The 25,857-nt window shown below is 45.5% G+C and carries 15 protein-coding genes and 4 pseudogenes; 13 read left to right on the top strand and 6 right to left on the bottom strand.

All coding sequences use genetic code 11. The annotated features are described in order from the left end of the window. Window positions 1–3: 3 nt before the first annotated feature. Window positions 4–1,650 (bottom strand): DEAD/DEAH box helicase, encoded by a 1,647-nt coding sequence (locus I5P96_RS05130; RefSeq protein WP_317850511.1) that lies wholly within the window; start codon window positions 1,648–1,650, stop codon window positions 4–6. A 318-nt stretch (window positions 1,651–1,968) separates the two neighbouring features. Between I5P96_RS05130 and I5P96_RS05125 the strand changes: the two genes are divergently transcribed. From I5P96_RS05125 to I5P96_RS05115, 3 genes and pseudogenes are all read left to right on the top strand, one after another. Then, on the top strand, window positions 1,969–3,726 hold the full coding sequence (locus I5P96_RS05125) for an N-6 DNA methylase (RefSeq protein WP_223383464.1): 1,758 nt from the start codon (window positions 1,969–1,971) through the stop codon (window positions 3,724–3,726). Continuing rightward, on the top strand, window positions 3,719–4,246 hold the full coding sequence (locus tag I5P96_RS05120; RefSeq protein ID WP_223383463.1) for a hypothetical protein: 528 nt from the start codon (window positions 3,719–3,721) through the stop codon (window positions 4,244–4,246). The genes I5P96_RS05125 and I5P96_RS05120 overlap by 8 nt, the downstream gene beginning before the upstream one ends. Window positions 4,247–4,313: 67 nt before the next feature. Next, window positions 4,314–4,532 (top strand): annotated as a pseudogene (locus I5P96_RS05115) (type I restriction-modification system subunit M N-terminal domain-containing protein); the annotation flags it as partial. Here I5P96_RS05115 and I5P96_RS05110 read toward each other — a convergent pair. Beyond that, window positions 4,483–4,887, bottom strand: a complete 405-nt coding sequence (locus I5P96_RS05110; RefSeq protein ID WP_223383462.1) for a hypothetical protein — start codon at window positions 4,885–4,887, stop codon at window positions 4,483–4,485. The pseudogene I5P96_RS05115 and the gene I5P96_RS05110 sit on opposite strands and share 50 nt — an antisense overlap. A 350-nt stretch (window positions 4,888–5,237) precedes the next feature. Here I5P96_RS05110 and I5P96_RS05105 point away from each other — a divergent pair, with 350 nt between their 5' ends. Genes I5P96_RS05105 through I5P96_RS14270 form a run of 9 tightly spaced genes read left to right on the top strand, consistent with a single transcriptional unit; the run spans window position 5,238 to window position 19,376 of the window. Continuing rightward, the gene (locus I5P96_RS05105) at window positions 5,238–5,444 is read left to right on the top strand and encodes a helix-turn-helix domain-containing protein (protein WP_223383461.1); all 207 of its coding nucleotides are present in this window, start codon (window positions 5,238–5,240) and stop codon (window positions 5,442–5,444) included. A gap of 54 nt (window positions 5,445–5,498) precedes the next feature. Further along, window positions 5,499–8,051 (top strand): AAA family ATPase, encoded by a 2,553-nt coding sequence (locus tag I5P96_RS05100; protein WP_223383460.1) that lies wholly within the window; start codon window positions 5,499–5,501, stop codon window positions 8,049–8,051. 42 nt (window positions 8,052–8,093) lie between these two features. Beyond that, window positions 8,094–11,492: a DEAD/DEAH box helicase family protein gene (locus I5P96_RS05095; RefSeq protein ID WP_223383459.1), complete on the top strand. Its 3,399-nt coding sequence runs from the start codon at window positions 8,094–8,096 to the stop codon at window positions 11,490–11,492. Window positions 11,493–11,503: 11 nt separating this feature from the next. Then, on the top strand, window positions 11,504–13,414 hold the full coding sequence (locus I5P96_RS05090; RefSeq protein WP_223383458.1) for a Zn-binding domain-containing protein: 1,911 nt from the start codon (window positions 11,504–11,506) through the stop codon (window positions 13,412–13,414). 2 nt (window positions 13,415–13,416) lie between these two features. Next, window positions 13,417–15,006: a nuclease-related domain-containing DEAD/DEAH box helicase gene (locus I5P96_RS05085; protein WP_223383457.1), complete on the top strand. Its 1,590-nt coding sequence runs from the start codon at window positions 13,417–13,419 to the stop codon at window positions 15,004–15,006. Beyond that, window positions 15,006–15,824 carry a DNA adenine methylase gene (locus I5P96_RS05080; protein ID WP_223383456.1) on the top strand — a complete coding sequence of 273 codons (819 nt, stop codon included), beginning with the start codon at window positions 15,006–15,008 and terminating at the stop codon, window positions 15,822–15,824. Before I5P96_RS05085 ends, I5P96_RS05080 begins: the two co-directional genes overlap by 1 nt. Further along, window positions 15,824–18,130, top strand: coding sequence for a DGQHR domain-containing protein (locus tag I5P96_RS05075; RefSeq protein ID WP_223383455.1), 2,307 nt, complete (start codon window positions 15,824–15,826; stop codon window positions 18,128–18,130). Before I5P96_RS05080 ends, I5P96_RS05075 begins: the two co-directional genes overlap by 1 nt. A gap of 60 nt (window positions 18,131–18,190) precedes the next feature. After that, entirely contained in the window at window positions 18,191–19,210 is a 1,020-nt protein-coding gene (locus tag I5P96_RS05070; protein ID WP_263286902.1) for a DUF3387 domain-containing protein, read from the top strand. Continuing rightward, the gene (locus tag I5P96_RS14270) at window positions 19,173–19,376 is read left to right on the top strand and encodes a DUF3387 domain-containing protein (protein ID WP_263286901.1); all 204 of its coding nucleotides are present in this window, start codon (window positions 19,173–19,175) and stop codon (window positions 19,374–19,376) included. Before I5P96_RS05070 ends, I5P96_RS14270 begins: the two co-directional genes overlap by 38 nt. 224 nt (window positions 19,377–19,600) lie before the next feature. On the opposite strand, the gene I5P96_RS05065 is transcribed toward I5P96_RS14270, so the two are convergent. The 4 genes and pseudogenes from I5P96_RS05065 to I5P96_RS05050 all read right to left on the bottom strand — a co-directional run bounded on the left by I5P96_RS05065 (window position 19,601) and on the right by I5P96_RS05050 (window position 24,500). Beyond that, complete coding sequence (locus I5P96_RS05065; RefSeq protein WP_223383454.1) at window positions 19,601–20,053, bottom strand: transposase; 453 nt, start codon at window positions 20,051–20,053, stop codon at window positions 19,601–19,603. A gap of 180 nt (window positions 20,054–20,233) precedes the next feature. After that, window positions 20,234–21,256 (bottom strand): annotated as a pseudogene (locus I5P96_RS05060) (relaxase); the annotation flags it as partial. Further along, window positions 21,253–22,356: pseudogene (locus I5P96_RS05055) on the bottom strand (SNF2-related protein); the annotation flags it as partial. The pseudogenes I5P96_RS05055 and I5P96_RS05060, both read right to left, overlap by 4 nt. 63 nt (window positions 22,357–22,419) lie before the next feature. Next, a pseudogene (locus tag I5P96_RS05050) lies at window positions 22,420–24,500 on the bottom strand (DNA topoisomerase 3). 125 nt (window positions 24,501–24,625) lie between these two features. Between I5P96_RS05050 and I5P96_RS05045 the strand changes: the two are divergent. Next, a complete protein-coding gene (locus I5P96_RS05045) occupies window positions 24,626–25,849 on the top strand; it encodes an ATP-binding protein (protein ID WP_097770650.1) in 1,224 nt (407 codons plus the stop codon). The last annotated feature ends 8 nt before the right edge of the window (window positions 25,850–25,857 follow it).

Raw genomic sequence — 25,857 nt, 5'->3', positions numbered from 1 at the left:
AATCTACGAGATCATATTCTTGACGCTGTTCTGCCAATTGAACAAGTCGATGATTTCGTAGTCGTCTACATCAATCGGCACATCCAGCCACGCTTCCGGCTTTTCTCCCTTGAACAGCATGTCCTGATCCAGCTTCCGCTTGTTCTCCGGGGCCAGCACATAGGCCATGGGCTGATATTTTGAAATATCCAGCACCCGATGCAGACTGTAGGGCATATTGAACATATTGGCGTTGTCTACAAAATCAATCACCAGCAGGTCATCTTTTCCCGGACAGCGGCGGGTGCCTCGCCCAAGCTGCTGCATATAGATTGTTTTAGACATTGTGGGGCGTGCCATGAACAGCACTGTGGTATGAGGACTATCCCAGCCCTCATTCAGCAAGTCACAGGCACAAAGAACATTCGTAGAACCGGTTTCGTAATCTTTCAGGATCTTATCCCGGATTTCTACCCGGTCACGCCCGGAAACAGCCTCTGCTTTCACCCCATTGTCGCGCAGCAACTTCGCAATCTCCGCCGCATGATCTACACTTGCGCAAAAAATCACAGTCTTCTTGCCATTCACGTACTTCAGATAGGTATCAACAATCAACTGATTGCGCTCCGGAATGAACAGCTTACTCTCCAGATCTTGCGAGTTGTATTTGATACCATTGATCCGCACATCGGTTAGATCAATGTTGGTTTTGACCCGGATGCAGCGAATCGGCACCAGTACACCACGCTCTACGGCAGTTTTAAGATCCATTTTGTGGGCGACATTCTGGAACAGTTCCAGCATATCTTCGCCATCGCTGCGTTCCGGGGTAGCGGTCAGCCCCAAAATAAACTTCGGATGGAAGTAGGTGAAGATCTTCTGGTAGGTATTGGCCGCAGCATGGTGACATTCGTCCACAATCAGGTAGTCAAAATCCGTAGGCGAGAACTTTTCCAGATCCTTGGAGATACTCTGCACCGTTGCAAAAATGACCGTTTGGCTCATATCCTTCTGACTTCCGGTGTACTCTCCCAAAGTCGCTTCCGGCCAGACCTTGGCGAAAGTCTCTTTTGCCTGCGATGCCAGCTTCAGGGCGTTGACCAGAAACAGCGTGCGTCCGCCCACTGCCTTGGCATCCGTTGCCGCCGTGATGGTTTTACCTACGCCGGTTGCATGGTATAGCAGCGCAATGGTTTTGCCGTTCTCTCGCATCTTTTGCAGGTTCTCGGTGGCTTCCTGCTGGTAGTCCCGAAGCTCGATGGTCTGCCCCATCTGCACCGGCAGGTCTGCTTCAAATGCCTTGAACATAGGGCTGGTGCCTAAGAAAGTAATCAGCTCATCCTTGACCTTCTCCGGCTGCTTTTCCAACTGACTGTAGATCCAACGATATACCTTCCAGTTGTCATAGATCAGGCTGTTCTGTTTCAGGAGGTCGTCAGCGTATTTGTTTTCGGATACCTTGCTGGGGTTGTGGTAGGTCTCACCGTCAATTTCGATTGCAATCTTAGATTCAGGCGATTCCAGCGCAAAGTCGATATAGCGATGCCGACCATAGATGTCCACGAAGGGGTACTGGACCTGCAAATTTTCGGTCTTTTCCGGGCCAAAAGCTTCACAGAAAAGCTGCACAAACAGCTCCTCCGCACGGCTGTTGACACTGGTTGCTTTCATTGGCTCCATGATGGCCTCCTGTTATTTTAAGCCTTATCACTTTATAGAGGCGCTGGTAATCTATAATAAATCATTTTTATTTTACTCCTGCAACCAAACGAAAGCAATGCACAGGTTCTACAACTATTGGTGCGGGTTCTTGTATGTCCCATGCACTCTTTATCTTTATTTATTTGTAGGGAGTAGCAGCGCGTCTCTCCATGGTTTTTAATAATCAGAAAAAGATTGGTTGAAACCATTGACTTTGTATCCTGGAAATGCTATACTAACGCCAGAAGATGTGTTTGGTTAACAATAACCACAAGATTGGAGGCAACCATGTCGATTGTTGAAAATGAATTCTATAACAACGAGAAGCAGATGAAAATCTCCCAGATTCCAGCGGAGATTGCACAATGTCTCGTCCAGTCAGGCATTCGCCCCGAAGGAAACGTATATCTTGCGGCATACCTTCTTCACAAGGTGTCTCAGGATATTTCCCACATGGACAATATTACGCTCGAAGATATTTACAACGGCAAATTGGACATTGACGAGGATACTCGCTGCTTTGCAAAGGCACATCTCTCCGAGGAAGCGTGGAAGCAACTTTTGCGGCTGGTCAATTATTACACACCGGAGGAATTGGCATGGGTAGCACTATTCCCCGGAGACGAGGAAGAATCGAAGACGGCGATGACAACGCCTCATTCGATTATAAAATTGGCGCAAAGCATCTTGTGCGTACAGGATGGCGAACGTGTAGCAGACCTTGGTTGTGGCATTGGTTCTTTTCTTGTTGCCGAAGCACAAAATCAGAATAAAGCGCACTACTACGGTTATGAGATTAACGAGGAACGGGGGGCAATCGCAAAGATCCGTGTCGAACTGCTCGGTGCGGACGTTCATGTACAGCTTTGCGATGTCTTCAATCTTGTAAAAGACAATCCTACGCCAAAGTTCGATAAAATCTTTTCCAATTATCCTTTTGGAATGAAGCTGCGGTATCTGGGAGAAGGTACCGAGTATATGGAGCGTCTTTCCAGAAAGTATCCGGGTTTGTCGAAGGCAACTTCGTCTGATTGGATTTTCAATGCGTTGCTCTGCGATTTGCTTGCCGAGGAAGGAAAAGCCGTTGGCATTATGACAAACGGCAGCACATGGAATAGCATTGATACTCCTATGCGAAAATACTTCGTAGAACGCAAACTAATCGAGTGCGTTATCACACTGCCAACCAAAATGTTCTCCTATACGAATGTAGGCACCACCTTGATCGTGCTCAGCCATAATAATGAGCGTGTGCGCATGATCGACGCCTCCCAGATCTGCATGATGGGACGGCGGCAGAATCTGTTCAGTGAGGATGACATTGCAACTATTGTGGATGCGATGCACACGGATTCGGATTATAGCCGAGAAGTTTCCATTGATGAACTTCGTGAGAACGACTATAACCTGAGTTTGGAACGCTATATGCAGTGCGTTCCAGCCTTTGCAAATGGTGTTCCTTTTGAAAGTGTCATCCGCAGCATCAGCCGTGGTGCCCCCTGCACTGCCAGCCAGCTCGATACGATGGTGTCCAACGAAGTGACTAATATGCAGTATTTGATGTTGGCAAATATTCAGAACGGCATAATCGATGACAAGCTGCCGTATCTATCCAGCATCGAACCCAAATATGAGAAATACTGTTTGAAGAACAACGATCTCATCCTGTCGAAAAATGGTTATCCGTACAAGGTTGCCGTTGCATCTGTCAGGGAGGATCAGCGGATTCTGGCAAACGGCAATCTGTATATTATTGAGCTGGACAAAAGCCGGGCTAACCCTTACTACGTCAAGGCATTTTTCGAAAGCGAGCAAGGCATTGCGACCCTGAAAAACATCACCGTTGGTGCCACCATTCCGAATATAGGCGTAGACAAGCTGAAAAAAGTTCTGATTCCGCTGCCCTCTATGGAAGAACAAAATCGCATCGCACAGAAGTATCAGGCAGCACAAGATGAAATCGCTATGCTCAAGCTCCGGCTTGAACGTGCAATCGACAAACTCCACCATGTTTTTGATGAGGAGAGTGCAGAAAACGATGCTTGACGTAGAAGAACTGCTCGAACTGGAGGATAATATCCGGCAGGAGCTGGACGACCATCTGCCCGGTGCCCTTTCCATGCTGAATCGCACCGGTGAGCTTGAGATCTTTCTCAAGATGCTGGGTATGGAGTACCTGCTTCAAAAGCAATCGGACTATCAGGTGTATCCAACTGGGAAGATCATTGTGAGCGGTCAGTCCGATGTTAAGGCAAACGTATTGCTCTCTATTGCTAAAAGGCTGGGTCTGGATAAAAACCGCTTTGAACTCTATCTTGACTATGAGGATGCTAAAACCTTCAATTTCAAGAAGATGTACTATAAGCCTCAATATGCGCTGGTCATGGTCGGTCCTATGCCGCACAGCGGTGTTGGCAAGGGGGATTCCGGCAGCATCATTGCAGCACTGGAAAACGACGAGGGCTATCCGCCTGTGGTACGTCTTGGTTCCAATGGGCTGAAGATTACCAAGACCGACTTCAAAAACAAGCTGGATGAAATGATCCTTTCAAAGGAAATTGCTTGACGTCCTACTTTTTGGATGAAAAGTGTGCTATTCTTAGTAAGGAATAAAGAAATAGGAGGATCATGGTATGGCACGAGCTACATCTAAATCCAAGAAAGAAATTTCCATGGAAGAAGCCCTTTGGAAATCGGCTGACAAACTTCGTGGTTCTGTCGAGCCAGCAGAATACAAACACGTTGTTCTCAGCCTCTTTTTCTTAAAGTTCGCCAGTGACAAGTTTGAGGCACAAAGGAAAGCTATTGCTGAAAAATGTAGTGAGAAGTTTGTTGACAATGTTGCCTTCTATAGGTTCTGCTGCAACGGATGGCGCACTCCGCGTACTCGTCATCAACATAAGTGAAGGGCTTGCTCTTGGGCTCCGGAAAGCCGTCCTCATACACTTCGCGGACGGTGCCTTCGTCGATCTCGCGCCGGGTCTGGCGGACGTATTTATCCCGCAGCACACCATCGGCTTCGACCTGCTCGCAGAAGGAGGTGTACCGGATGAGGTAGTAATGCTCGTTGTCTTCTTTGGCAAAGCTGGCGTCCTTGCAGACCACGATGAACTCGCTGGTGTCGATGTCTTTGAGCACCCGGACAACGAAGATGGGCTTTCCGTCGTACCGTGTATAAAACCCGGCAAATACCCGTTTGAGCGCCATAAGAGAGTCCTCCTTCCACCGATTTTCTTACAGTATAGCACAGATTTCGGCGGAGAGAAAGAGCGGCGTTGGGACAGAGAAAACTGGGATTTGGTGGATTAGCAAGCACAGCCGCTGTCCGTGCACGCGGCGATTTTGGGATAATCCCAAGCCCTTATGATATTGATGCCGAGCGGAAAATGAGAAGTAAAACTGCTGCCAAGATATACGAACGATCTATGCGTAAGAGTCTTGCATGCAAGCTGTTTTTGAAATTAGAGAGTTTCGCAACATGATGCGAAGCTCTCTTGCCTTGTGTTCGAGAAAGATGTATAATAAAAACATTATTTGTGGCCGGAGGTCGAACAGGAATGGCTATTTCGTATAATAAGCTCTGGAAACTGCTCGTCGATAAGAAGATGAGCAAAGCTGATCTGCGCAAAGCGGCAGGCATCGCGCCGAACACCATGACCCGGCTGCGGCGGGATGAAGAGGTTACGCTGTCCGTGCTCAATAGAATCTGCGTTGCGTTAGATGTCAATATCGGAGATGTGATGGAGTTTGTGAGTGGAGATTGAGCAATATCCATAACTGCAAGTAAATCTTATTCGTGAAACCAAGAGGTGGGAGAAATGGCAATTCGCTTGTGGCCGCAGGATTATGAACGAAAGGATCATATTACAAAAGCGGAAAAAGGGATCCTTAGATATGCTGCACGCAATTTTCAAAATGGCCATATGGTGGTTGGTATAGACCCTGTAGGCTTAAGCGGCGAAAGAGTGAAGCTGGGAATGTATATTTCTCCCAGCGAAGGGCTTGTCACGTTCTCGATTTACTCCGGAATGATTAATGCAATGCCGGTGTCTTCGTATATCGCTTATGTCCAAATGGTCGAAGGTAAAATCTATGAACGCCTTTTGGATTCCAAGCTTTTGATTGTTCGTAACGGAGAAAAGAAAGCACTTAAATTCCCATACAAACATATTGTTATGTTTCCGGATGAGGTGGTAGGAAAGACTACCGTGTCGAAGGATGACCTTCAGCAACTACGAAATTATGCAGCATTTGATTCGTTTAGACCAATCACATCTGACGGCAAAGAAAAAAGAATTGAAGATTTGAAAATATTTGCGGGTATTCGCAAGGCATACGATAAGACGTTTAAGTCTCTGTCAGAACTAGAATGTCGAGCGATTTTCGAACGTTTGGCTCCCGAATACACTGTCGTGCTGAATGAGACCATAAATGTTTGCGTTGCCGAAAAGAAAACATTGGTAACCGAAGCTGATCTGCGCATTACCGGAAAGGAACTGGAATATAAAACATTCTTCCTCGATGAGTACCAGGTAGGCGTTGTTAACGACATGGGTAAAGGTCATCGAGTCATTCTGGCAAACCCCGGCGCAGGAAAAAGCGTTCTGCTTCTTTCTAAAGCGTTTAAGTATGCAAGTCTGTACAAAGGATCCAACGTACTCCTCACATGCTATAACAGCAACTTAGCCGATTCTTATAATTTCAAGCGCAGTTGTGCTAATTTTGGCAAAGATATCAAACTGTTTGTCATGACATTCCATAAGTTGGTAAAAAAGATTTATGAGGAATGCTTACACTCTCATTGCGCATCAAACATTGCAACAGAAGAAGAAATTCAAAAATGCATAGACATGGTGAAACAAGGAAAGGTGAAGCTTCGATTTAAGGCGATTTTTATTGACGAGGTGCAGATTTTTGATCCTCTTTATCTCGAGCTATGTTATCGCCTTTTGGAAGATGACGATGATCGTGTGTTTTTAATGGCAGGCGATTTGAATCAAGCAGTTCGTGCGCTAAGTCGAAAAGGTGATGCCCCGTGGAAACGGATGAATGGGATCCAGCTTGACTTCACTGGACGTGTTCGCTACATCGAAAAAAATTACCGAAATAGTCAAGAGATAGGCGAGTATATTTCACATATGTTGCAGCACATGAATACGCGTTTGTCAATGCTGGATCTAATTAACTCTTTGGAGTATGAATATAACTCGTTCAAAGTCGGCACAAATCCAACAATTGCGCTTAAAGTTAGGACCGGGGTTCAACGGACAAGTATCAAAACGAGTGTAATTGCAGCAATTAAAGAAATTGCAACAACGTATAGGATTAGTTACTCAGACATAGCTGTGTTATTCCCGTTTAGAAAAGTTCCCTATTTGAACTACCATTTCCTCTATTGGCTTCAGCAAGGGCTTGACGAGGAAGGCATTTCTTATTCGATGATCATTAACGAGAAAGATGGTTTCTTTGTGAAGAAAAAACCCGGAGACATTACGGGTGTAGTTATCTCTACCATTGAGTCCTCGTTGGGATTGGATTTTAAGGCTGTTATTTTGGCTGGCTTGTTCCCGTATAACTATGTCAATCTCAACGGACAAGTGGGTAGTGAAATAAAGACATGGAGCGCTATCAAAAATATGCCGGAAGAGCAGCAAACTGCGGTACAGAGCCAGATGCGAGCAGTATATACCGCCTGTTCAAGAGCCCGAGATGTTTTGTATGTAATTAGCGATCTGAAGCCTGGTACACCAATGGAAGAAATTATTAAGCAAGTGCCAGATAGAACACCTTTACCGCAGTCTTCAACGCAGAGCGGTACACCATCAACTGGTGTTCGTACGGGAAACAAACGGAATACTGTAACCAAACGTACAGCTTCAGCCACCATCAAAGAAAGATTGCTTAATGAAGTAGTCGATCATGTAACCATTAAGGCAGTAATTCAGGAAACAAAAAAGGACACAACCGTGATGGTTGATCTTGCAAAGTACCCTAAGCAAAAAGGAATTATAGGGAAAAAGGTCGGTGAAACCTTTAAACTTGCAGGAGTTTCTTTGACATATAAGATTACGAAAATTATTGCTAATGATACGCTTATCCCCAAAGATGTGGCAAACTCTCCTGCAAAACAAGGATCTACTGTACAAGCAGGTAAAACTCAGCCCAAAAGCTTGAAGGATTTCTTCGTGAGCAAGGGGTTCAAAGCTGTAGATTGCAGGTCAAATAATGGTTGTTTGTGGATCTTGGGAGAGCGAAAAGAATTAGCACCGTACGTGACGGAAGCAGAGCGACTATTTGGAGTGGCTGGCGGATATGGCGCGGGAAAAGCGTCGTCTTACAAGCCTGCGTGGTGGACAAAGTCAAACAAGTAATTACCCTATATGGCATTTGCATGTGCTGGGAGGAGAAATAGTATGGCAAACGATTACAACATACTTGCTGATTACATAGTCTCTAGATATATCGAAAGGATCGCTGGTGATGATATTGAAGAGACCTTTGTGGATGAATCTCCGGCAGATCGCGTTATGGTCGGCATGCTTGCTGAGAACCGCATGGAAGAGAAGTTTGATGGTGGGTATATCGAGAATAATAGTACCCGCTTTGAAAGTGTACCGTCCATAAGTATTTCGTTTATCGTCAAGAAGAATTCTTCAGGTGTTATTCGTGTGATTCCCAAGGGACTGTTGTTTTATACGGTCGAGCCGGATTATGACAAGACGATTGATTACTTGCTTCAGAAATACTCTGAAAAGGATAACGTTCAATATACCGAAATGCAGCAGCTCTGTGAATGCTATCCTGACCTGCGGTTTAGTCTTCCATTGACCTACAAAAAGGTGCGGGTTGAAGACGAGATGGGTGATGGTATATCAATCCGGCTTGACTCTATTAGTGATAAAAAGTTTCATTTGGAGCAGAAAATCAACGAACGCTTAAGGGCTCTGTCGGATAGAATCATCAGCGAAATAAAAGTTATTAAGAGTGACCGTGTTACATTTTTTGATCTGGTCGATAAGGAACGTTTCTACCTTGTTACAGGTGGAAGCGAAGAACGTGTAAACCCTCGATGGGATATTGACATTTATTGCACCGTTACCGATGAAGGGGATTCCTATCGATTCTTGATGCAAATGGTTAATAAGACTCCCGTGAATGGCAAGAGCAACATCGGATATTTGCCTAAAGTTTTCAATGCTGGTATTGATGTGGTTGGAGATGATAGTGTCGAGTTTCAGAATATCAAACTGGACTATTTTAAAAACAGCTACAGAAAGCGTCCCATGGTGCATGTCGTTGCAGAAAACACTTCTGCAGCCTATCATGAAGAGGACAACTCCATTCGGACTGATAATATTCCGAGATATTATCAAATGCGCCTGAAGACCAAAGATGCGTTAACACAGTATGTTACATTTGAAAAACTTATTCAGGATCCTGTTGGCAATCTGACTGTTATTTACGAAGAAATGAAATCGGATTATGAGAAGTGTGTCTACGAGTTCAATCATACAAGGTTCCAAACGGTCAATGCAAAAGAACGGTTTAAAGATGCATTAGAGAACTATCAGCATGAAATTGGCCGTTTTAGGAAGGGCATTGATCAGATTGAGTACAGGGATTTTGTTAAAAAGGCGTTTGTTTATATGAACAAAACCTTTATGACGAAACTCGCTGGTGAACACAGACAGATTAGCGGTTGGCGTTTGTTCCAGATCGTTTTTATCGTTTCGCTTATCTGCGAGATGATTCGCAGCGAGTATAAAAATGATCCCAATATTGCGGAAGCGGACATTGAAACCGCGAACTTGCTTTACTTCCCGACAGGCGGTGGTAAAACAGAAGCGTTTCTTGGCGCATGCGTGTTCAACATGTTCTTTGACCGCCTGCGCGGAAAAAACGACGGCATTACTGCATTTCTTAAGTATCCGCTGAGACTGCTTGCAGTGCAACAGCTTGATCGTGTGCTTATGATCGTCATGAAAGCGAATGTTGTAAGAGAGTCCAGCGGGGAGTTGGCTCACAAAACACCGTTCCAAGTCGGCTTCTTTGTGGGCAAAGGAAATACACCGAATAAGATAGACTCCTTTGAACGTTTAAGTGAGCGCGGAGATAAGAATAAGACAAAAGACCTTATTCTTGAAAGTGATTCTGAAACGCTAAATGAGTATTATCGCTTCATTGATACGTGCCCCTATTGTGGTAAAAAACACGTAAATCTAAGATTTAATCGTGACACTTGGAGATTGGAGCATGTTTGTGATAATCCAGAGTGCCCCATCATGGTTTTGCCGCTCATGATTGTAGATAACGAAATTTATCGCTATCTGCCTTCCATTGTGGTCAGCACGATTGATAAGATGGCTATGCTTGGCACAAGCAATGACTTTAAGATGCTGTTTGGTCAAGTGAAGAAAAAATGCCCGGTACATGGATTTACGGGAAATGCAAAATGCTCTTGCGCGTCATGCGGCGTACATGTGCTTCAAAACGTAGGATTGCTAAAAGATCCCATCCCGACTCTTTTTATTCAAGATGAGATGCATCTTGTAAAGGAAAGTTTGGGGACATTTGATGCGCACTACGAGTCGTTCTTGAGCTATTATGCAAAGGAACTGGTTCCAGAGGCGCAGCGCAAGCTAATCCGATTTGTTGGCGCAACAGCAACTATCTCCATGTATGAGAGCCATATTTGGCATTTGTATCACATGGATGGACGGAGATTTCCATGTGAATATCCTTCAGCAGAAGCAGGCGAAGATTTCTATTCCTACACCGATAATAATGACATTACACGCATTTTGATCGGATATGCCCCCTATGGACGGTCGATTACTGACGGCATGTGGGAATCGGTTTATATCATGCGACTTGTCGTGTATAGAATGATTCAATTCTTGGAAGAAAGCTACGAAAAACTCTGCGCTGTCGGTTTTTCTGGGAGCATTGATGAGTATCGAGATATGCTGTACGACTATTGGATTGAATTGGTCTACAATAATCGCAAGCAAGACGCAATGGAACTTGAGAACGCATTCCAGAACCAGGCTAACAACTATTTGGAGGCAAAGGGTGTTCCTAAGTATGTTATTGAACAGATGACCAGTGATGTGGACTTCCAAACCGTAAGAAAAACGTTGTTCGATATTCAGGCGAACAGAAAGAACTTCGAGAGTACCAACCTCCTGCTCGCAACAAGTACCATTTCTCATGGCGTGGATGAGGATTCCTTTAACGTGATGTACTTCTTTGGAATGCCAAACAACAATGCCGAATACATCCAAGCATATTCGCGTACTGGTCGTAAGTTTACGGGTATTGTCGTGGATATCATTCGACTAATGAGGGTGCGCGATAGATCCTACCTGAAAAATTTTGTTATTTTCCATCAGAACAGGGACGATCTTGTTGAGGCTGTCCCAATCAACAGATGGGCAAAAAATGCGATCTATAGCACCTTGCCCGGATTGCTTGCAGGCTTGATTAGGCAGTATTACACAATTAAAACCAATTCGGATAGTCTGCATAATGCAATTAAAGTACAGAAGTTGCTTCGTTCCGGAGAAATCGACGTTGATGATGCAGTTTCTAAACTTATTGCAGCTTACGGATGCAATGAACAGGAAAAAATGTCTCTGGCATATAAAGAAATCATCACCGAAGAAGCGGTCAACATTCTTTCTGGAATTAAAAATGGAAATTTCACAAAGGAACTTTCCCTTTCGGACGCAATAGGAAAGTTCTCGCACGGCAAGAAAACGCCAATGACGAGCTTACGTGATACAGAAGAGCAGATCGAGATTAAGATTTGAGGTAAGAGATTATGAAGAGAAGCAAAACTCAAGCTGTATATAGGTTCTTGCCGGAAATGTGGATATCCGAAAAAGATGATTCTGAGAGAGCTGTTTCGGCTAAGATAAAAAATTGGAATTATATCAAGATGTCTGATATATATGAGGATTTTATCGAAGGTGAAATTAAACGCCAAGTAAAACTGTTTGGTGATCGAGGTGGTGACATCAGCGCGTTTGATCTTTCACCAGATACTCATTCGTTTGCAATTGTTGAAACCGCGTGCAACGAAGGAATCCCTGATATCATCGGTGAAATATCCCCGTTGGTGTTTTACTGTAGTTCCTGTGGTGCAGTGAGCGATCTTCGTAATCCTGATGCGGTTGATAAGTATACATGGAAATGCAAAAATCCTGATTGTGGAAAGTGGGCAGTCAAGCAACTCCAAATGATCTATGCCTGCGAATGCGGATATGCACAGCCCATAAAGATTCCGCATGTGCAGGGGGTAAAGAATTTCAAGTTCCGCCCCAATGAAACGCAATATAAAATGTTTTATAGGAGCGGCAACTCGGAAAAACCTGCAGAGTTTGTTCAGATTTGTCCGAACTGCAATTCGAGATTGGTGCCTGACAACGCAAATTCTGGCCGAAATTATAAGCCTTTCACGCTGAAGGTAATTAATCTGGTTGATCAGCGGAATGGTCAATTCTATAAGAAGGGCATAGATGCGCAAAAGACGATCGTCTGTAGATGGTTTGACAAATTGTCTACCGCTGACTACGATGAGATTCTGAATAACATTGAATTAGCATTTAGTGACGCATTTAAAAGCGATGCGCAGAGACGAAATGTAAAACAGCAGGTTCGTGCCCTAATTGATGCGGGCATGCTTCCTCCTGAGATGTTTGAAAGCGCTGTAAATAACATGCTTCAGAATGCGCCGAACACAAAAAGTGTTGAGCGGTATGTAGCAATGTGTGATGATCTGTTTTCAAGAAAAAAAGCGGAAAATCCGGTGGGCTACGCAGAATGGCTGAGCCATTTCTCGTTCAAGCTGATGCAGTATGATACGCTGAAATATGCTAAACGAATCATTACACTAGAAGAAGCAATTCAGCGTCAACTTGATATGGATTTCATTGATTCTCCGGAGGAAGTTACAGCATTGAACAAAAAGATGGGTATCACAAATATGCAGGTTTCTTGCGATATTCAGATTATCAACTGTACATATGGATATTCTAGAAGAGTTGCTGATCCGAAGAACTCCACAAATAAGAATTGCCGCTTGAAGCTCAATGCCTACGATAGAACTAGAGACGGAACGGCAAATCTTGTTTATGGAGTCAAACTGGATACGGAAGGCATCCTGTTTGAGATTAGCCAGCGAAAAATCGTTGAGTGGTTGTATGAGAACAACATCATCAGTGAGGAACAGTTGCCGGATCTTGACGACGATGTTTCTGTGAAAAAGTGGTTTGCACAATATGTTCATAGCGATGTGATTTCGATGTTCGGTGAAATCGATGACAGTGAAAAAATCACTAAGAATGTTTTTGCGCTGCTCCACTCTATGTCCCATGCCTTTATGAATGCGGCAGGAGAACTAAGTGGTCTGTCCAGTAATTCTTTGACAGAGATTATCCTTGTAGAGACTGCGAGCATCTTTATCTATGCACAAACTAGTCAGGGAATCCCCCTCGGCGCTCTGTCTGGAATGGCTGAATCTAACTATGCGTTTTTCTTGAAGAAGGCTTTTGACGAGGCGAAAAATTGCGTATTTGATCCAATCTGCACGGAGCGAGATGATACGGCTTGCAGTGCATGTCTCATAATTCCGGAGATTTCTTGCAATCACTTCAACGCCGAGCTTGGCAGGAAGTATTTGTATTCGATTGACGGAGTGGATAACCCGACTGTTGGTTTTTGGGAGATGTAATTATGGCTAATATGTATCCGAAAAACATATCAGAGTATTTGCCAACGGATTCTGAAAGAATTGTTTATCAAGAATTAAAAAACCAGCTTCCTGATACGTTCGATGTCTTTTATTCTGTTAGTTGGACAAGTTATTATGCGGGGCGTCTCGTGAAATCTGAAGCAGATTTTATTGTTGCCAGTCCTGACTATGGTTTTTTATGTCTGGAAGTAAAAGGCGGGAACGGAATCCGTATTGAAGATAATAACTGGTATCTTTCGGATGCGGAACATGGTGAGCGTAAACTAAACTCTTCTCCGTATGATCAGGCGGAAAAGAATATGTACTACTTCTCCAAAGTTTTTTCTTCGAAATACAACACCAAGTATTCAGGAATATATGGTGCCGGTGTGATTTTTCCCTTCTATCCCATAGGAGAAGAACTTGAGTTAAGTAATCGTCATAGAACGTGTACTATTGACAGCAATGACCTGAACAATATCTATGATCGCATTAAAAAGATGTTCCGCCTATGGGCAGGTAGTTCTTACGGTCGGCGCTATTATCCAGCAAGTCAACATCGCGCTTTCCTTGAACTCATAAGAGATAGAATTGCGATTTCTGCAGCAGCTGGCGCGTTGATTCGGTTCAAAGATCAGCAGCTGAGTGTGATCAACCGTGTGCAAGACAATTACATATATCTACTGAAAAATGTAAAACAATTCTACATGCGCGGAGGAGCAGGAACCGGGAAAACTTGGATTGCAATGAAAATGGCCAAGGATGAAGCGGAATCAAATGGGCACAAGGTACTTTTTGTTTGTGCATCAAAACCACTTGCCAGTATGGTAAACAGTCATATTGGGGATGCGGTTGATGTTAAAGATATTCGCTCACTCTTTGAAATGCTTGTTGAGGATATTACCAGTTATCAAGAGCCGCTGTTCAAAGGAATAAGCCATGGCCTCATTGGTGACTATGAAAAGTACAACGCGATCTTTGTTGATGAAGCACAGGATTTTACAGAGGAATGGGCAAGTATCATTAGATTGCTTTTGGATGATCCAGAAGGCTCTCGCTTAGGAGTTTTCTTCGATGACGTTCAGGTTTTGAGAGAAGAGAGCTTCGGAAACGGGTTTGGCATTGGTGAACTGCCGTATTTGCTGCGGGAGAATATTAGGAATACCGCAAATATCTATAATTGGACTGCAGAGAAGACCAATCTGGGTACAGATATGGTTGCAAACCCTGTTGAAGGTCCGACACCTACGACAGAAATTGTTAACGAGCATGGGCAATTGGTTTTACTTTTTGAAACACTTTTTAAGCGATACCTTGAGGAAGAATATCTAAAAAATGATTCCTTAGTAATTCTCACCGAAAGCAAGGAAAAGCTGTTGGCTGAATTTCCTGACGGGATTGCAAAGTGGAAATTTGTTTGTGGTACACCTAGCAATGAGAATGAAATCAGCGTGTATTCTATAGATGCATTTAAAGGGTTGGAAGCGAACATGGTCTTTTATATCCACGGTATTGACACAACCGAGAATATGAACTACATAGCGTACACGCGCGCAAAATACTACTTAATTGAGTTGGTGAGGAACTACTGATGGCACCTATAACGTCTTTTATTCGATGGGCAGGCGGAAAATCATGGCTTGTCCCATATGTAGCACAACTAACAGAAGGACTTGACTATAACAACTATTACGAACCCTTCATGGGCGGTGCATCGATTTTCTTTTCTTTGGATTTACCCAATAAGGGATGCTTGTCGGATATTAACGACGAATTGATAAACGCTTTTTGTGCCGTCAGGGATAATCCGGAAAGAGTTATTCGGTATCTTAAGGAATATGAAACAGACGAAGAAAGCTACTATGCAATTCGCGCGACGGAACCAAAAGGGAAATATCAACGGGCTGCGAGATTTTTGTATTTGAATGCAAATTCTTTTAATGGACTGTACCGTGTGAATCGGAACGGAAAGTACAATGTTCCCTATGGTCATAAAAATGCTACTGTGAATTATACGCGGCTGCTTGAAGCGGGGAAAAAACTGGAAGGAATGGAAATTGTTTGTCACGACTTTTCGGATATAAGTACTAAAATAGTTGCCGGAGACTTGATCTTTTTGGACCCACCCTACACCGTTTCTAAGGAAGATACGGGCTTCGTAGGCTACAATTCAACTTGGTTTTCCCTTGATGATCAGCACCGACTGGCAAAGCTAATTGACCAAATAAAAAAAGCAGGAGCCTACTACATTATGACAAATGCCGCTCACGAAACCATTTTGGAGATATTTAAAGACAAGGGGCGCATGGTTACACTTGAGAGGAATAGTTTGATTGGCGGCAAAAAAGCGTATCGCGGAAAAGTTCCAGAGTATATTTTTACGAACATACCAGAAAGGAGTACGAAGTAATGGCTAGAACGGATTGGAGCCAAGTTGTATACGACAAACAGTTGGCAACGGCAAAAAGTGTCCACAAAAAACTGTTCGTGACACAAAAGATCTTAGCTTCGGAACTCCCTGAGTATATTGATGCTGGTTGGGAAAAGTGCAAAGACTATAAGAGCCCTAAACATGTGGGGATTGCTAAGGAGAAACCAGTAGATGAGCAATTTGAAGACCGAATTTGGTTGATGTTTGCTGGGATGGGTTTTTATGGTCTAAATGCAGAAAATGGAATTCTGATTTCTTATGATTTCAGCAATGATGACCTAAAAGAAAGAATTGGCGTTCTGGCAGTTGATGATGAGACTGCGTTGGTTGGGCTTTGCCACGCATCAGAAGCCATCGTCGAAAAAAGTTTTGCCGCTGAAATAACAGCTTTTAGTGACAAAATATCTGGGATTAGAAAAGAGGTTCTTAAACAATTCCCGGGTCGGAAACTGAAGTTTATTTGGGCGTCTCATAATTTCATCATGAATAGACGAGATCTCGCGTTGCTGGACAAAGCCGGAATGGCCTATTTTAGTGACACGACTGTCGAGTACTATACAGACTTGGCAAAACATTTGGGTTCTTGTTCTAGATATCAGCTTTTGGGTAGCCTTTTTGCAAACCAAGAAATTAAAAATATGGATGATAAGGTGCCTGCGATCCAAGGTAAAATGGGTGGATACACCTACTATTCATTTTCAATTGAACCTGAAAAGCTTTTGAAAATTGGCTATGTGTTGCATCGGTCGGAAGCCAATAAGAATATGATGCCGACCTACCAGCGTTTAATCAAAAAGAAGCGTTTGCAAGAGGTCCGGTCGTTCATTAATGATGGTGGATATTTCCCAAACTCGATTATCATCAGTATAGATACCAATGGAAAGGGATTGGTTTTCGATCAGTCCGCCTCTAAGGTTGATAGTACAATTTCGAAGATCGGTATTTTACATATCCCCAAGCGCTATAGGTCTGCGTATATTATCGACGGCCAACATCGTCTGTACGGCTACTCGGATTCCCTGTATGCCGAGACAAACACCATTCCAGTAGTTGCTTTCGTTGATCTGGAAAGAAGTGAGCAGATTAAACTGTTCATGGATATTAATGAAAACCAGAAAGCGGTTCCGAAATCGTTGAGAGTGACCCTGAATGCAGACATGCTCTGGGAATCTCCTGATTTCAGTGAGCAGCGGCAGGCTCTCCGATCTAAAATCGCGCAGATGCTGGGAGAAGAATCGACATCGCCTCTTAACTCGAGAATTGTGATAGGTGAAAACGAGTCCACACCCACGCGATGCATTACTGTTGAAGCGATTCAGTCTGCACTGAAAAAGTGTAGATTCTTCGACAGCTATGGCAAAAAGAATGTTCTTCAAAAAGAAGGTACTTTCGACTGCAAAGATAATCAAGAGACTTGCGATTTGTTCTATCCGTTTATAGAGAAGTGTTTGCTGTATATCAGAGAGACTTGTCTGGATGAATGGGACAAGGGAGATCAGGATAGCGGAATGCTCACCATGAACCGTGGCATTCAGGCGGTTATTCGCGTCATTGATGATGTTGTCAATATGCTTGTGGAGAAGGGGATGATTCAGCCTAAAACGCAGGCTCTTGACGATATGTTTGGCTTGATACAATACTATCTCAAGCCTTTGACTGACTACATAAATAACCTAAATGCTGAGCAGCGCAAGGATTTGCGTGGTTACTTTGGTGGAGGTGCTGATACCCGGTTTTGGCGCGCATATCAGAAGGCAATTGCTGATATGAGGCCGGATTTTGTGCCTGATGGATTGGAAGAGTTCTGGCAAAACGAAACTAAGATCTATAACGAAGAGACGAAATCCATGCTACGAGAAATAGAATCCAAGGTTAAGTTGTTGATTTCTGAGCGCCTCGGAGAATATTTTGGTGATAGTTGGCTAATTAAAGGACTACCGAAGAATATTTATACCAGAGCAAAAGGTGAAGCCGATGAAGCAATGTATGTGCATGTGTCTAGTACAGGAGAAGAAATCGACATTCCTATCTGGGATTATGTTACACTTCCGGAATGCAAACAGATTATCTTGAATGGCAAGAACTGGTCGCTCTTCTTCGAGGATACTTTTGTCCGCCCGGAGGAAGCCAATCTAGTCGGAGGAAAGGACCCGAAGACAGACTGGATTCTTCGAGTCAATTCGATTTCGAATAAGCTTTCAAAAGAGAGCTATAGTGTTCCTGTAGACGAGTATAGCTATGTGAAAAGCATCTATGATTGGTTGATGGGTATCCTTGTTTTCTAATATATCCGTATTGACCGTTATGAGCTGGGATATATAGCCAAGTTTTAGTGAGGGATTTATATGTTACACCATGGTCTATACGAACAAGTCATCAACAATGCCCTGACGGGCGAGCTTGCGGAGATTCCGGAGGCTCGCAAGTCTGTTGCGCCCATTGACAAGGCGGAAGCCTCCAAGGTGCTGGCGCAGTATCTGGCAGATGTGGTTCAAAAGGGCTTGGATAACGTGCTGGACAACGGTGGGGACATTTCTGCCCAGATCGGGCTGACCAACCAGATCGTTGATCTCATTCAAAATACGACGCAAGAAGCTGACTTTGCCGCGCTGGGCGTTGACCGGCGGGCAGAGCAGCTTCTTGCGCTTTTACGGGAGACCGACCCACGGTTAGCAACGGGAAAAACGGCGGCGGACATAGAGCATCCGGAAACCTCCATCGCACAAAGCTCTCTTTTTACCGGGGCTGTGCATGAGCCGCAGATGTTTATCTCTGATAAAGAAAAGGACTATTTGCACTTCTATTGTGCTGTGCGTTCGATTCTTTTTAAACTTACAAAGGGTGACGCCCCTGATATTTCGCAAATGAATGCTCGCGTCCGTGAACTGCTTGAAGGTGCAATTCAATCAGATGGTATAGAAGAACTGTTTGAAACCGGAAAGCATATCTCCGTTGATATTTTCAGCGATGAGTATCTGGATAAGATAAACGCAATCCCGCTACCCAACACGAAAATCAAGGTATTGCAGCGACTTCTCTCTCAGGCGATTGATGAATATAAAAAAGTCAACCGTATCATGGGCATGGAGTTCTCGGATCGTCTCAAGCAGGTTGTTGATGAGTACAATAATCGACGTCGTGATGAGGCTTTCGCTAACGAAGTTTTTGATGATGTAGCGGAACAGCTTGCTAAGCTCCTTGAAGAACTCAAAAAAGAAAAGGATTCCTTCAAAGGTATGGGGATTGACTATGAAGAAAAAGCCTTCTATGACATCCTCAAGGCGGTTGCTAAAAAGTACGAGTTCGAGTACTCAGACGAGAAGATGATTGAACTATCAAAGCGCATTAAAAATTATTGTCGATGATAAAGCTAAGTACACCGATTGGTCTACCCGTGATGATATCAAAGCAAATTTGCAAGTTGACCTGATTTTGCTGCTGGATGAGTTTGATTATCCGCCTGTAACTATTGATGACGTCTACAAAGAAGTTTTGGAACAAGCTGAAAATTTCAAGAAGTATTCAGAATAACAACCTAAAAGGACGCATAGCCGGAGACCAATTAAGCAAAGTCAATAGCACAGGTAGCAAATAAGAACGAAATCGAACGGTTTGAGTTCGGTATTCATCACTTATAGCCCTGCCATCGCTTACACCAAGTGAAGAACAAGGGCAGTGAAAGATGCCAAATTCAAATTTTTCGCATACCAAATAAGGCCCTGTGTTTGTTTCAGGGCTTGAATCTCTCAAAAACTTCAGGCTGCTTTTACAAATCCCTGTTCAACAGCATGCTGCTCTGGCGTTTTCAGTTCGAAGGGCTTCTGGTCACGCAAGACTGCAAAGACTATAAAGACCAGTTTGTGCATTGACGCTGCTTGAGCAACCTTTGCCGGTTTGTTTTTACATTTCTTTTCATAATAACTGAGCAGTACGGGGTTCGCTGCAGAGTCCTTTCCGCGCTTACAAATTGAATTAACCACTCCCATGTGAAGTGCAGCTCTTGCATAGGGAGAGCCACGTTTTGAGAGCTTGTTATTTGTTCCTCTGAATGATCCGGATTGCCGCTCTGTTGGGTCTAAACCAAAATATGCTGCAAGCTGTTTCGGCTTCTTGAACAACGAGATATCTCCGATTTCTCCTAGTAAAAGGGCTGCCGAATGACTACCAACACCAGGGATGCTTTGCAGCAAAGAAACGTTGTTTCGCATTTCTTTTATATTGTTCTTTGCACAGCAGACTTTTCAACTGCACCTGCCGCTCAAAGGACGAAGCGCAGCTGTTATGTGAGGATTGGCTCGTCACGCAGGACCGCTGCTATATAAACTAAAAAAGCCACCGAGGATTCTTTCCCAAAACGGATTGGGATCGAATCCTCGGTGACTTTTGTTTTATCGGGTCTGCTGCTGTTCCTGTTCGCTCCTGTTGTCTACAAAAAACATTTCTACGTTTTTCTGCGCCTTCATCAGTTCCTGCATTCTCTCTCGTGCTTTCCGATAGCTCGGATATTCTGCTTTTTTCTTTTTCAGAAGCTCAACATATTCGATGCTCAGTTCTTTTACCTTCGGAAGTTTTTTCAGCCCAGCCTCATAGAAAGCCGCTTTGGCCGCCTTGTGCAACGCAATGCTCTCCCGATTTGCTTCCAAGAATCGCTTGCTGTATCCTGCTTTTCGATAGGCCTCATGGATGGACCTTGTTTTGGCATAGTTGATAATGTGCGTTTTCATTACCGCAATTTCTGCCATCCGCGCTTCCGCAGCTTTGATGGAGTCGCCCAGTTCGTGATAGCGCATCGTTGCAGCACGCACCTGTTCTTCCATTTCATCCATGCTCCCGATTTTGTTTTCCTGCAGAAAAATCAGCGTCCTGGACATCTCCTTCAGGTTGTACCGCTTCGCCCATCGCGCATAGCCGTCTCCCTTTCCTTCAGCCAATTTTGCCTGAATATCCACCAACATCTGAAATTTCTGTTCCTGCACCGGATGTTTTTTCCGCGGGCAATGCTCTGCTTCTCCGGCGAGGACCGCTTTCAATTCTTCCTCACTGTATCCCGCCCCCAAAGTCCGAAACCGGATGAATCGTTTTTGCCGTGCACCTTTGATCGATGTGAATTTTCCGCGCTTGACCTCATATCCCTGCTGTTCCAGTTTTTTCAAAAATTCTTCGTAACTGCCCGGCTTGTCCGCAAGGATGCTGTCAATCACACCGCACAATTGATCGCGGTTGCTTTCTTTTGGCGGGTAAAGTACACGCTTCTGCCGCTCCCGGTAGGGCTTTATTTCAATCACAGACAGGCTGTGTTCCAGGCAAATCAGGTCACTCAGCCGCTGCACGGCCACCCCCGACAGCAAAAAGTCCCGGAATTTACGGCTGCAGTCCAGAGCCGTAGAGTTATAGATAATGTGATTGTGAATATCGCCATCAACTCCGGAAGGTTGAAAAACTTGGCAAACCGGGTGCGGGCACGATAGCCGGTACCCTCCGGGGCAAGTTCGATGGCCGTGGTCGTCTCACCAAAGGTAGATGCCCAGCAGTCGAAGTGGGTCAGCTTTTTCTGCTGCAAGGTGCTGTATTGCAAGTACCGCATGACCGTGTACAACTCGGTCATGGAGTTGCTCACGGGGGTGCCGGTAGCGAACACCACGCCCCGCCCGCCGGTGATCTCGTCCAGATAGCGGCACTTGCCAAACATATCGCTGGATTTTTGCGCTTCACTGGTGGATAATCCTGCGACATTCCGCATTTTTGTGGTCAAAAAGAGGTTCTTGTAAAAATGGCTTTCGTCCACAAAAAGCCTGTCAACGCCCAGTTGCTCAAAGGTGATCACATCATCCTTTCGCTCATCGGAGCGCAGTTTTTCCAGCTTGGTTTCCAGCGTTTTCCGGGTCTTTTCCATCTGCTTGATGGAGAAATTCTCGCCTGCGTGGACTTTCAGCTCATTGATGGCGGCAAGCGTTTCATAAATTTGCTCCTGAATGATGCGCTCCTGCCGCTCAAAGGACAGCGGAATACGCTCAAACTGGCTATGACCGATAATGACGGCATCGTAGTCGCCGGTGGCGATGCGGGTGCAGAACTTTTTGCGATTGGCAGTTTCAAAGTCCTTGCGCCGTGCTACCAAAAGTTTTGCGTTAGGGTAGAGGTTCAGAAACTCGCTTGCCCACTGCTCTGTCAGGTGATTGGGCACCACGAAAAGGCTTTTCTGGCACAGCCCCAGCCGTTTTGCTTCCATGGCAGACGCCGCCATTTCGTAGGTCTTGCCTGCGCCAACTTCGTGTGCAAGCAGCGTATTACCGCCATAAAGTACATGAGCGATGGCGTTGCGCTGATGTTCCCGGAGGGTGATCTCCGGGTTCATGCCGACAAAGTGAATGTGGGAACCATCGTATTCACGGGGGCGGGTAGAGTTGAACAACTCGTTGTACTGCTTCACCAGCGAAATGCGCCGCTGGGGGTCCTGCCAGACCCAGTTGGCGAAAGCATCCTTGATGACCTGCTGTTTCTGCTGCGCCAGCATACGTCTGCTCGTTGATCAAATAAACTGCTTCGTTGTCCTTGATTCCGGCGTCATCTTTCATCAGCAGCCCCCGTTCTCAAATTCCAGAGAAAACTTGCTGCGGCCATCGGATTCGGCAGACAGCAGAACCGTTGCATTGTAGGTCTTGCCCTTGGCACTCTTGCAGTCCTTCAGGCGCACCCGGCCATCCCGCAGCAGCTTGTCCACCACGCGGCCATCCAGATGCTTACCCAGCCGCTTAAAGTAGGCGTTGTCTTTCCAGAGCGCAAAGCGGCACTCGCGGTTCTCACAGAACCAGCCCTTTTCCCGCTCCACAACATTCGTGCCGCAGTTCGGGCAGGCACCAATCACTTTATTTTTCATAAGCGCATTTGCTCCTTTCACTGCCTCGGTGGTATTCACCAGCGAGGAAACCATTTCTTTGATCTCAGTCATAAATTCTTCCGGCTCCATTTCACCGCGTTCGATGCGCAGCAGCTTGTTTTCCCAGTCAGCAGTCATTTCCGGCGACTGAATCTGTTCCGGCATGACAGTAACAAGGGCCCTGCCCTTTTCCGTAGGCAGCAAAATCTTGCTTTTCCGGTCGCCTTTGCGCTCCAGAAAGCCTTTCTGTACCAGTTTTTCAATCGTAGCGGCTCTGGTATAGCAGGGGTACCAATTCCGGTTCGTTCTACATCGTCTTCCATGCTGTCTGCACCGGCAGACTGCATGGCCGAAAGCAGAAGGTCCTCGTTGTAGTGCTTCGGCGGGGATGTCTGCCCCTCTTTCAGCTCTGCGCCTGCAATGCTGCACCGGCTCTGCCTTTGCACATCCGGCAAGGCCGCAGATTCTTTCTTTTTGCTCAGCAAATCACCCAACACTCTGTGCTCAATGCTTTTCCAGCCCTCATCCAACACCACCTTGCCTTTTGCCGAAAATTCTTCCCCGGCGCAGATCGTGGTCAGAACGGTTTCTGCATAGCGGTACGGCTCTCCCACGGCACAGAGCAGCCGTGCCGCAATCAGCCGCAGGATGCTCATTTCACCGGCAGGCAGTGCGGAAAGATCCGCCCTTGCCACGCTTGCCGTAGGCAGCAGCGCGTGGTGGTCCGTGACCTTGCCTCCGTTGATTACCTGCTGCACATGAACCAGAAGTTTTTCTTCTGCACCAAAAATCGCAGCCGTTCCAGATGCAAGGCCCGGCAGTGATTCTGCCATATCCTCCGTCAAAAATCGGCTGTCTGTGCGGGGATAGGTAATCAATCTTTTTTCGTACAGGCTCTGCGCATAGTTCAAGGTCTGCTGCGCCGTAAACCCCAGCAAGCGATTGGCATCCCGCTGGAGCGTGGTGAGATCGTAAAGCTGCGGTGGATTTTCGGATTTTTCTTTGCGTTCTGCATCCTGTACCACAGCACAGGCTTCCTTTCGACAGGAAGTGAGCAGAGCTTCGGCATCTGCTTTCTGCGAAAACCGCCTGCTGGATGCTGTACCGCCGCCCGCAAATGCAAGGGCAACGGTGTAGAACTTTTCCGGGGTAAATGCTGCAATTTCTGCCTCCCGCACCACCGTCATGGTAAGCACCGGGGTCATGACCCGGCCCACCGCCAGTGGCCGACCATACAGGCATGAAAAAAGCCGGGACGCGTTGATGCCGACCATCCAGTCGGCGCGTTCCCGGCAGAGTGCCGCATTGTACAGCGCATCGTATTCAGTTGACGGTTTCAGATTAGCAAAACCCTCTCGGATTGCAGATTCCTCCATGCTGGACAGCCACAGGCGGAAAACAGGCTTTTTGCACCCGGTCTGCTGGTAAACCAGCCGAAAAATCAGTTCGCCCTCGCGCCCTGCATCGGTCGCAGCGGTCACACTATCTACATCCGGGCGGTTCATCAGCTTTTTCAGGATGCCGAACTGCTTTTTGGTGGACGCAGACACAAGGTACAGCCACCTTTCCGGCAGGATGGGCAGGTCGGCCACGCTCCACTTGACATACTTTTCATCGTACACGTTGGGCGGAGCCAGCTCTACCAGATGCCCGATGCACCAGCTGACAAGATAACCGTTTCCCTCCCAATAGCCATCTTGGCAGTTTGTCGCACCGAGAACTTTTGCATAAGCAGCCCCGACTGAGGGCTTTTCTGCGATTACTAAGCGATAAGACAATAAGCATCAACTCCTAACTTTTTATAATGCGATTAAAACATCCAGATGTACTTGAAAAAGACAAAGTTTTCGGCTAAAATGAAATTATAAGAAAAATCAGCCGAAATTGGAAGCAGGTAATCAATATGAGTTACATTACAAGAAGTCTTGAGAAAGTTGTGCAGCAGGTCACGCAGGAATATTCGGTTGTGCTTGTGACCGGCCCCCGGCAGGTAGGAAAAACAACTATGCTGCAAAAACTCATGGAAGGAACTTCCCGTGGATATGTTTCACTGGACGATTTGAACGAGCGGGCACTCGCAAAAAATGATCCAGAATTGTTTTTGCAGCTGCATAAGCCGCCGGTTCTGATCGATGAGGTTCAATATGCACCGGAACTATTTACCTATATCAAAGTCTATGCAGATACTCACCATGAGCCGGGTGCCTTTTGGCTGACCGGGTCACAGGTGTTCAAGCTGATGCACGGGGTACAGGAATCACTTGCCGGGCGTGTTGCAGTGCTGTCAATGACTTCTCTTTCGCAGTCAGAAATAAACGGTGCAGATACCGAGCCTTTCCGTGTGGATTTGGACGCTCTGCTGAACCGCGAGGAAAAAGCTGTGCCCGCAGATACCAAAGATATCTTTGAGCGTATCTATCGGGGCTCCATGCCCGCTATTGCAAGCGGAAAAAATACCAACAGCCAGATTTTTTACAGCAGCTACCTTTCTACCTATATTGAACGCGACGTAAAAGAGCTTTCAGATGCCATCGATGCACTGAAATTTCTGCGTTTCATGACGGCGGTTGCGGCGCGCTGCTCCCAGATGCTGAATGTTGCCGAAATTGCACAGGATGCGGACATCAATCAGAAGCAGGCAAAAGATTGGTTGCACATTCTGGAAACACTGGGTATCATCTTCTATCTGCACCCCTACTCCAATAACCTTCTGAAGCGTTTGGTAAAAACCCCCAAGCTCTATTTTTATGATACGGGATTGGTCTGCTATCTGACCAAGTGGAGTAGCGCAGAAGTTCTGGAGTATGGTGCCATGAACGGTGCAATCCTCGAAAACTATGTTGTTTCCGAAATTGCGAAAACCTATCTGAATACCGGCAGAGAGCCGTTTTTGTACTACTACCGCGACAAAGATGCAAAAGAGATTGACATTGTTCTGGAGCAGGATGGTGTTCTGAATCCCATCGAAATCAAAAAGACCTCGAATCCCGGCACCGAATTGACGAAGGTGTTCTCTTTGCTGGACAAAGCCTCTGTCCCACGCGGGAAAGGTGCTATTGTCTGCATGAAGCCAAAAGTCGGCATCATAGATCGAGATAACTATATCGTTCCGATTTGGATTATCTGAATTTCAAT

Source organism: Faecalibacterium prausnitzii (genome assembly GCF_019967995.1).
GTDB classification, from domain to species: Bacteria; Bacillota; Clostridia; order Oscillospirales; family Ruminococcaceae; genus Faecalibacterium; species Faecalibacterium prausnitzii_E.
The sequence above is the reverse complement of the archived record's forward strand: the minus strand, read 5'-3'. Positions and strand labels throughout refer to the sequence as shown.